The 10,703-nt window shown below is 44.1% G+C and carries 4 protein-coding genes; 2 read left to right on the top strand and 2 right to left on the bottom strand.

The features are described 5' to 3' along the window. Nucleotides 1-21: 21 nt before the first annotated feature. The gene (locus tag QTO06_RS24130) at nucleotides 22-6,780 is read left to right on the top strand and encodes a Calx-beta domain-containing protein (RefSeq protein ID WP_331410144.1); all 6,759 of its coding nucleotides are present in this window, start codon (nucleotides 22-24) and stop codon (nucleotides 6,778-6,780) included. 101 nt (nucleotides 6,781-6,881) lie between these two features. Here QTO06_RS24130 and QTO06_RS24125 read toward each other — a convergent pair whose 3' ends face one another. Then, complete coding sequence (locus tag QTO06_RS24125) at nucleotides 6,882-7,508, bottom strand: OmpA family protein (protein ID WP_039841989.1); 627 nt, start codon at nucleotides 7,506-7,508, stop codon at nucleotides 6,882-6,884. Between the two features lies 1 nt (nucleotide 7,509). After that, nucleotides 7,510-8,826, bottom strand: a complete 1,317-nt coding sequence (locus tag QTO06_RS24120) for a TolC family outer membrane protein (protein WP_331410143.1) — start codon at nucleotides 8,824-8,826, stop codon at nucleotides 7,510-7,512. 402 nt (nucleotides 8,827-9,228) lie between these two features. Here QTO06_RS24120 and QTO06_RS24115 point away from each other — a divergent pair. Beyond that, nucleotides 9,229-10,703: Calx-beta domain-containing protein (locus QTO06_RS24115; RefSeq protein ID WP_331410142.1), on the top strand; the 1,475-nt coding region annotated here is incomplete at its 3' end.

Below are 10,703 nucleotides of genomic sequence, written 5' to 3'. Positions count from 1 at the left end.
AATGCCAGCTTCGACGTTACCTTGAGCAATGAGAGTACAACGACGACCACAGTCAACTTGTCATTGGCAGGTGACAGTGCGGCATTGGGCGTGGACTTCAGCGAGACGGTCACGATTATGTTTGCGGATGATACAACGCAAGAAGTGACGGTCGATGAAAACGGTAACTTCAGCGTCACGGTTCCTGCTGGTCACACGGATTTCAGCGTGATCGTTCCAACCCTTAATGATGATGTGTATGAAGGTAATGAGTCGTTTACATTATCAGGCGCAACCGCATCACAAGCGACCCCGGCAGTGGGCACAGGAACCATCGCCGATCATGAAGACAACCCTCCTAAATCTGAGGATTTCACTGTCGAAGTGTCAAGTGGAAATCGCACTCAGGTTAGCTTTGATCACGAAAGTGAAGAGAAAGACCACATCTCTGACGAAGAAGATGATGCAGCAAATGAGCAGCTCCACGTTGTGATCACTGAGCTACCTGAGCATGGGACGCTTTTCCACAATGGCGTAGAGATTAAAGAAGCCGATCTTTATCAAGGTGAAGGCGATACGACATACACCAAATTTGACCCTGATTTCATTGAATATCAGCCAGATAGTCATTCAGAAGGCTTCTCACTTGGCATTAATAGTAATGCCGATACTCAACCTTTAGGTCAACCGGATAGCGGCTCGAGTACCTCTGACTTTTATAATTGGGGAGAAAAGGTAAACGCGAATACGCGCGAGCTTAAGTTGGATGGTGGTGACATTGTCACTATTCGCAGTGAAGGCGGAAAACTTACTCAATATAGTGGTGATGAAAGCGCAAATCATGTCGGTTATGGTCTTGGTGTGGGTGGCAAGCAGGGTGTCAACGAAGGCGAAAAGCTCATTATTGAATTTGATAGCCGACCTGCAGATAGCGTAACTCTTGGCCTTGATGGATTGGGTGGTTACTTTGAAAAAGACTTAGGTAATGCCAATGAGTCAAGTGTCGTCGTCACCGTGAACTACGAAGGTGGTAGCAAAACATTTGAATTTCAAAAAGAATCTTCGGGCAATAGTGACCTGTTCCATTCATTAACGATTCCATCTGAAGGATTTGACCTTCCCGAAAATGTAGAAATTACCAGTATAGAATTGACTACAGAAGGTAAGGGAAACTGGGAGCTTCGCTCAGTTGAAACGAGCTTGAGTGATAGCTTTGATTATCGAGCACTAGACAGCGATGGCAACTTTAGTGATGTCTCGACTGTTACGTTTGAAGAGACAAACCAAGCTCCAGATGCACAAAACGATCCAGTAGGCTTTGAGGTTAAACTAGGTTCATTCAACGAAGGCTCATGGACGTCTCAAGGTGCAGCGATCAGTGCAAATTATGCCGGTGAAGCGAGGCTTGTTACTGAGGACGGAGATAAGCGTGGTGTGGCTGGTCATGAAAATGGTGGTGAAGAGGCTCAGCTACAGTTTAATCGTGAAACGGGTCAGTCTGAGCAGTTCGTTATTGATCTCGATAAACCAGCGACGGAGTTCAGCTTTACGGTTTCAAATTTGTATAAAAATGAAGGTGATCAAGCCGGAAACCATGAGCAAGGTAAGTGGGTGGCTTACCTTGATGGTGTCGCCGTTGCGAGCGATACCTTTGTGGCAAACGATGGAAACCACAAAGGAGAGTACACGGTTGACCTAACTAAAGATGGGAAACCTATTGCTTTTGATAAAATCGTCTTTGAAGCAACTGATTTTGTTGATGTTCCTGCAAAAGGCAACGACTCATCAGACTACTTTGTTACTGGATTCCAAGCTTCTAGTGAAGGGGCATATGCGGTCAACCAGGGTGGTGTGCTTGAAATTCCAGTGTCAGAACTCCTTGCCAATGACTCGGATTTAGATGGTGATAGCATCCGTATTACCTATGTATATGGCGAGTCACAAGGTGAAGCTTACATCAAAGATGGGGTTGTCTACTTTGATTTAAATGGCGACTTTGTCGGACAGACCGATTTTCAATACCAGATAACGGATGACAGAGGTGGGTTTGATACCGCATCAGTGAGCGTTATTGTAAATCCAGAGCCAGTAGAAGTGGTGGTTGAAAGCATCGATTTGTTATCGAACCAAGTTTTTGAAGGTGACAAATTGGCATTTAAAGTCAGCCTAGATTCAGGTGCTCTTGAAGAGACGCGCCTAGATATTGAGTTTGGACAGCTAGGTGATGACGCCAGTGAAAATGATGTCAATCTTACTGATGTCGTGTTCACCAACGGTGTTAAGTATGACAAAGATGCAGGTGAACTCATTATTCCAGTTGGCGTGAAAGACTTTACGGTGCTTATTCCAACCGTTGTTGATGGCGTACACGAACTTGATGAAGACTACAGTATAAAAGTCGGTGATGTATCGAGCAGTGGCACTATTGTCAATGCAGAGGCTTTGAACCTGAGTGTCACAAGCTTAGGCGACGTTGCTGAAGGTTCTAAAGCAGTATTTTCAGTTGCTCTAACCAACCCATCGAGTGAGGATATCAATATCTCGCTAAACCTAGCACTTGATGGTTCTGAAAACTCAGCAGAAGTTGAAGATTTTAAAGCCCTTTCTGAATTGTTTACTGCGTATTATCTAGATCCACAACCAACTGGTGATGATCTGCGAGTTGAAGTTCCGGTAACTATTGATTCGATGACAGGTAAACCTATCGTTGAAATACCAGCGGGCGCATCGGAAGTTTTCATTGAAGTGGCAACGCAAGATGACTTGGTGTTTGAAGGTAGTGAAGACTTCACATTGGTCGTAACCGATGAAAGTGGCTATGTAGCGAATAATTTTGATTCTGCTCACTCGAACATTGTCGATGATGGATCCGATCCTGATGTTGATGGTCCTCAAACTGGTAACGACGATCGTCCAATTGTCGAGAGTATTTCAAGCTTTGACGTCGAAGAGGGAGCCGCAGGACAATTCATCGTCGAGCTATCCAATACAAGTGAATCAGAAACTTCAGTGACAATGTCACTTAATGACGGTTCAGCAAAAGGTGGTGAAGATTTTAACGTCTCAAGTGTCACCGTCGTATTTGGTAGTGGCGATGATAAGCAAGTTGATACAGTCGAAGTCATTGATGGAAAATTTGTTGTTACAGTGCCAGAGGGGTTGGGTTCTTTTGCAGTTGAAGTAGCAACAATACAAGACGAGCATTCTGACAACTTAGAGCAATTTAGTTTATCTGGAAAAACCTCTTACCAAGAACAAGCTGAGTCAGGGATTGCAACAATCCTAGATAATGAGGCGCCGCTTGTTGATTTAAATGGTGCCCAGAGTGGTGTTGATTACAGTTCAAGTTACGTAGAAGGTGACGAAGCTCGACTCGCAACTATCGATGCTGATGTTTTTGACGACAAAGACACCATTCGAACAATGACAATCACTCTGACTAACCCAAAAGAAGGTGATGACCTTACTTGGGACGAAAACAGTGTGTTTACAGTAAATAAAGCGATGATTGACGGAGAGGTCGTTCTGCAAATCACACATCCTTCGGGAGATGTTTCTGCCGCAGAGTTTGAATCATTCTTGCAATCGACTCGTTTTATTAACACTAGCGATACCCCTGAAGAAGAAGATCGTGTTATTGAAGTGCTTGTTTCAGATGGTATTAACGCTTCTGCACCGGCGATAGTTTCAGTTGCAGTCACGCAAGAAGAAGAGCTTTCGCTACAAAACGTTGTAGGCCTTGAAGATAAGTTTATTGATCTTGGTATTGCCATTAATGATGCTGAAACCTCAGTTACAACTGTAGAGTTAAGTGGTATTCCGCAAGGTTCTACTATCGAAATTAATGGACAAGCATCCGTGGTTAATAGTGCTGATGCAATCGTCGTTAGCATTGACGACATTAGCTCCGTGAAAGTCAAAGCTCCGGAGCATAGTGACGTTAACTTCGATATTTCAGTTGTTGCGAAAGACGACAGCAATACTATCGTAGAGATGGGCAGCATAAGCGTTGACGTTCACCCCGATGCGGATAAGCCGATACTAAACATTGGCGGCTTTGCACAAGTCGCGGCGATTGACTTTGAAGATGTCACCATTAAGTCAGGCTCATGGGATAGCGATATTGAAATCAACAAAGTAGAGGGTGCTGGCACAGTTGGCCAATGGTTTACTTCAAACCCTGGTCAACATGTTGAAGTTGGAACCGAAGGTACATACCTGCCAGGTAATTCAACAAACCAAGTAATGGAGATTGAAGGTGAGGTAGGAGACAAGATTCTATACACCGATATGGACCTTGTTGCCGGACGTTTTTACAACTTTGAATTTGATATTGCGGCCAGAACGAATAAGGCACATACGTCTGATATGTCGGTGACTCTAATTAAGTTGGATGATCAGGGTAATCCGATTGATGGTAGTGAAGTGGAGCTCTATGACTTCGACCCGACTACTCATGGTTGGTATCAAGGTGAATCGATCACGCTTCCAGTCGAGGAGTCAGGTAAGTATCGCTTATTGTTTGAAGCCGATGAAGCCGACTCTACAGGCGCCATCATGGATAATATCAAGTTCACGGCAGTAGATAACTTGGGGTACGAAGACTCGTTCATTAAGCTCAGTGAAATAGACGCATCACTTCAAGATAGTTTGGACCAATCCGAAAGTTTGAAAGTCGAGTTAACAGGGATTCCCGTCGGCTCAGTACTTAAAGACGGTGAAGGTGACAGTGCAAATATCTATGTGGTTACACAAGAGAACAAAGATGATCGCATAGACGTTACGGGATGGGATTTGTCTAACCTACAAGTCAAAGCGCAAGATGCTGGGGTATTTGCCATTACTGTTATTGCGACTTCAACTGAGCGTGATACCAACAAAGATGATGAGCATGGCGATCATAGTGATGTTGGCGGCAGTTTAACGGCTGAGACCACCGCTAGTATTAATGTCGAAGTGCGAGAAACCCCTACGTCTGGTGAAGATGACAATGAGCCGCCAAAAGCGAATGACTTCACTGTTACTTCAGATACTAAATTTGTTGGTTTCAGTTTCCAAACACATGCTACCGATAAAGAGGATGATGAGTCTCAATCTGATGATAAAACCACTTCTGTCCGTATAGAGTCTGTCCCTACAGAGGGCTCGTTGTACTATGTAGATGACTCAGGAAACAAGACGTTATTAACGAAAGGCTCTGTGATTGATGATGTGGAAAATGTTGTTTACGAACTAGAGAACTCTCCTACGGTTAGTCAGTCATTTAATGTTAATGACTCTGATTTCGATTCTACAGGTTTAAAAAATAACGAATCTGGCGCAGCAGAGCTGAAACTTGCAGGTATTGTTATCTCTGGCGGTGTAATGACCAATGGTGCGTTTGATAGCTCTGGAAATGAAGTTATCAAATACGACCATGCTGCTCATCAAGAAGGCCTTTATGTCGCGGCGAACAGGGATGCTAATGGGGTAGGTGATGAAACAGACCTTGGTGAATACATCAGTATCTCAGCAGAGAGAGGATATATTGAAAATGCCACGCTATCCCTTGCGAGCTTAAATGAGCAATTTAATGGAAGCGGTAATAATGGGCCAGCTTTGTATATCGATGCTTATTTATTTAAGAATGGCATCCTTGTTGGTACAGAAAAGTTAACGTTAGTAGAAACAGGCACTCACCAAGCAAATGCGACGATCGCCTTTTCTGGTGTTTATGATGAGATACGCTTAGTACCTGAATCGAGCCGAAACAATGCGGGCTTTACGTTGGCTGGAGTTGCTCTTGAAACGAGTGCCTCTCATGCTGTTGAAGACGAGTTCGATTATATCGCCATCGATAGCGATGGACTTGAGAGTGGCATTGCAACAGTAACAGTAACCACTCAATCTCCAGATTTTGTAGCTGATGACGATATGATTGATTCCGTTGCTTATCGTTCAGGATATGGTGATTTTGATTGGCAACAAAGTGCAGCTATCGCGAATGCTGGAGAACCAGAGCAGCATGGTCAGTATGAGTACGACTCAAATACAGGCATCAGTATTGATGTAGGTATAGGCAACGATAAAGTCTTCTTGGGTGATGGCGATGACACCATTTACTTAGGCGAAAGCCATGTTCAAGAGCAAGATGGTGATATTCCAGAAAACGAGTTTGCATCAGTCTTGAATGATTTTGCTAACACTGCTCTCAATAACCTTACCTATACTGCTAACGATCAAGATCAGGCATTGAAAGCTGAGTCACAAAGCAAAGCTGGTTTGGATATTGGTCATGGTGGCGCTGGAGATGATGTAATCTTTGGTGAAGAAGGCTCTGACATATTGTTCGGAGGAACAGGGCACGACATCTTAGATGGCGGAGAAGGCTCCGACGCCGTACGAGGTGGGTCCGGTAATGACATTCTGATTGGAGGCTCGGGTGATGATATTCTTATCGGAGATGATGGTGAGGACATCTTCAAATTCGTTGATGACGGAACAGGTATTCGTGATGGTGAGATAGATACGATCAAGGACTTCACGAAAGGTGAAGACAAGATCGATATTTCTGACTTACTTCATACTGATGACTCAGACTCGATTGACAGCTTATTGGCTAATAACGAGATCGGCCTTGAAGCTGATGGTGATAACTTGATTCTGACCATATCTGAATCGGATGGCTCGGCGAGTCAAAAAGTGGTGATTGAGGACGGCAAGAGCCAGTACAGTGAGTTTTTAAGTGATGGTTCTTTATCATCGGCAGATGGTAGCGCCATTCTTAACGATCTACTGAAAATCAACAACGATATGAGTTAGTCGATTTAAGGAAGTGGCGAGTATGCTCCTTCCGCTTTGTAGCACTAACTAAAAAGGTCTAGCAAATGCTAGACCTTTTTATTAATGATTAGAACAAGACACTAACTCTTAGGTAGGGTTGAGAAAATAGTCCATTCCTTCTTGATTTCGCCTTTATAACCAACCACTGTCGCTGTTACACGTCGGTTTAACGCATGACTTGTTTCATCAGTACCTGTTGACGCTAGGTTGGTTTCACCAAAGCCAACAATACGCAGACGGTCTGGGGATATGCCGTTGTTAATCAACTCTTGTCTTACACTCTCTGCCCGGCGTTTTGAAAGAGCGAGGTTATACTCATCAGTGCCAGTAATGCTCGTATAACCTTGCAACTCGATTGATGTTGTAGGGTATTCTTTTAAGAAGTCAGAAAGATCACTGATTTGTTTAGCAAAAACAGGGTCAATCTCAGAAGAGTCGTTTGCGAATAAGACTCGAATCTGCATTTCTTGAGACGATTTCGCGTATTCACCGCAGCCATCATTATCGATCTCCGAACCTTCCGGAGTTCCTGGACAGAGGTCTCGTGCGTTGATAACACCATCGCTGTCATCGTCGATTAAGTCGGCAATCTGGTTAGCGTTCGGCGTTTCTATGTATTCATATTCATCGCCTGTTACTCTGTTTGAGTTAGAACCGCTGCATGCTGAAATCAAACAAACCGTGAAAAAAATAGGTATTATCTTCATATTAATACTCCACTTTCTCTAGCCACTCTTGCGGAATATCGATGCGCAATGAGTTAAGCAGTTGTCCAGTTGCGTTCATAACACGGTACTTAGCGTATTGCTCTGCGTATTTCGCATCCAAATAATCTTTACGAGCTTCAAAAAGTTCGTTTTCCGTGTTGAGTAAGTCTAGTAATGTACGCTTACCGATGCGGTATTGCTTCTCGTAGGCAATGACAGTTTTTGCTGCAGAGTCTACATGGTCTGATAAGAATTCTTTTTGTTGCAGGGTTAAGTCCAAAGCACTCCAAGAAAGTCTCAATCCTTCCTCTACGTTTTGATATGCTCCCTCACGTAAGTCTTTAGCTTTGTTTAGCTGGTAGGCAAAATTTTCAGAGTTTGCTGCGTCGCTACCACCATTGTAGAGGTTATAACGAAGTCTCAGCATGGCGAGAGTCTCATCACTTCTGCCTTTTAAACCGTCAGCATCATCACGCCACGTTTGTGAAGCCTCGATGGAGAGTGTAGGGTAGTTAACCCCTTTTGATTGTTTGTATTGGAATTTCGCTGAGTCAACGTCTGCAAGTGCTACCTGAATTACAGGGTGCACCTCAAAAGCTAAACCAATGGCATCGTCAATTGTGTATGGAAGAAAATTTTCATCAGCTCTTGGGAAAATCAAACCTTGAGGACTTTGCCCGACAAGTCGAGTGAACATGGTGTGAGAATCAAAGAGGTTATTTTGTGCTGCCGCTAAGTTACCATGCGCTTTTGCCAAACGAGCTTCAACTTGGGTTAAGTCTGCGGTTGAACCAATCCCTGAGTTTACGCGCTTTTTAATGTCCGCATAAATTTTCTTATGTACTGCTAAATTATTTTCGGAAAGTGTCAGAATTTCATAGGCTTTGACCGCATCAAGGTACACTTTTGTTACCTCAAGAGCCGTATCAGAGGCATCTGCTAAGAGTTGAAATCTAACGGATTCTGCATCTGCAGCCGTTCGATCGATATCGTTGAGTGTCGCGCTCCCGTCCCAAATTAATTGAGTTAACGTCACCGATGCCTCTTTCCTTGTGTAGTCAGTATCCCCTCTACCGCCTTCATCAGATGGATCAAGACCTTCGTAGCCAATCCCCGCATCAAGATCGATTGAAGGTAGGTAAGCACCCGAAGCCGCCTCATTTACGTATTTTCGGCTGTTGAACTCATTAAATGCACTTTTAATGTCTGGGTTGTTTTTGAGTGTTAGTGCTACCGCTTGCTCTAAAGTTTGACCGAAAACGGATGGAGATAATATCAAACTACAGCAACAAGCTATTTTCAGTTGATTCCATTTCACGGTGGTTCTCCTAGAAAATTCGTATTTCTTTTTTGATATTCCATCTCAAGAGTGAGACAAAACATCATAAATAACAGTCGTGTGTCGGTTTAATGATCAACTTCCTGCTAACCCTAGGCTTTTATTCAGAAAATCCAGTAGTTCGCCTTATAAAACCTTAGCACATATGAGAAATGTTGCTCATTCGACTAATGGTTCTTTTTGAAAGAAAAGCTTGAATTCTTAATATCATAGCGTTCTTCACCGTAATTTGACGCTCCAGCAAAGCAAACTCCGCCCCCAGAGTTTCTACTTACTTCTACGTGTTTACGTACAACGAAAAACAAATGATTTGACTAAACTATAGTCGTATTTGTTGGGGTGACAAACTTTTGACGTCTTCTGGCGTCGGTGAGGTGATTTATGGATAGAGTGGCCTTTAGCTCGTTATTTACCAATATTGTGGTTATTGGAGTCGATGGGGAAATCAAGACTTTGGAACCAGGGCAGTTACCAGCACCTGGAGAGTTAATCATTACTGAAGTCTCGGATACTTCAGAGCTTAATTTCGAGCAGGTGACCCCTGATGGTAGCTCAATAAATGTCACGGACGACATTACTGCACTGATTGAGGCAATCGCAGCGGGCGAAGACCCAGCGCAGTTAGAAGGAGACTTCGAAACGGCGGCTGGTGAATCATCTGGCTCTAGCCCTCAAACTACAGGGGCAGTTGATCGGACGGGTGCTGAATCTTTGGCAAGCACAGACTTTGAAACTGTCGGTACCGCGATTGCTTTGTCTGAGACACAAGAGCTCTCGCTCTTGGAATTTATTCGCGAGCAAATCATTCCTGCACAAGCCATTGTTCAAGAGATATCTAGTCCAACGATAAGTGAAGGGCAACAAGCCACTTTCGACATAACACTTGATCAACCATTGCCGCAACAGACCGATATTGTGCTTTCACTTGGTGAGGATACTGCTTCGGGTGGAACTGATTACAACGATACCGTTGTGACCATTACGTTCGAAGATGGAAGCTCGGAAGCAGTAACTGTGGATGAAAATGGTACCTTCACGGTTACGATTCCTGCTGGCAATGATTCTTTCAATATCTCTGTAGATACGATCAATGACGACCTTTTTGAAGGCAGCGAAACTTTTACCCTAACTGGAGGAACGCAGGGGCAATCAGAACCCGCGACTGGTGTCGCTACGATCATAGATGACGGTTCTGGTCCTGGTTCAAGCCCAGATGATGACAGACCTACTGTCGCATCCATCACTGACACTACTGTCAACGAAGGTGACGCAGCCACTCTGGACGTGTCACTTTCAAACCCAAGTACAACAGATACGACGGTAATTATGAACCTGGCAGACGGTACTGCAGAAGGTGGTATTGATTACACGAACACATCGGTCACCATCACATTTGAAGATGACAGTACGCAGGTGATTGCTGTAAATCCAGACGGTAGTTTTGAAGTCTCCGTTCCTGCGAATGACACCTCTTATAGTGTGACTATCAATACAACGGACGATGACATTTTTGAGGGAGCAGAGACCTTTGAGTTGTCTGGTTCGACACTCAATCAAAATGGAGAACAAAGCGGCGCTGTAACGATACTGGATGATGGTACAGGGCCAGGATCTGACCCGGATGATGACCGCCCAACAGTATCCATCAGTGATGCTGGCACCATTAACGAAGGTGACACTGCCAATTTTGTTGTCTCGCTAACTAATGCCTCCGAAGATGACGTTCAGGTAGAACTTGGCCTCAATCTTGGTGATACCGAAGTCGGTGACCTTGGCTCTCTTGAATACAACACCGGCTCAGGTTGGTTAGCGGTACCAAACGATGGTGTGGTAATTGTGCCTGCTGGACTGACAGA

This window comes from Vibrio sp. M260121 (assembly GCF_036533715.1).
Taxonomy (GTDB): domain Bacteria; phylum Pseudomonadota; class Gammaproteobacteria; order Enterobacterales; family Vibrionaceae; genus Vibrio.
The sequence above is the reverse complement of the archived record's forward strand: the minus strand, read 5'-3'. Positions and strand labels throughout refer to the sequence as shown.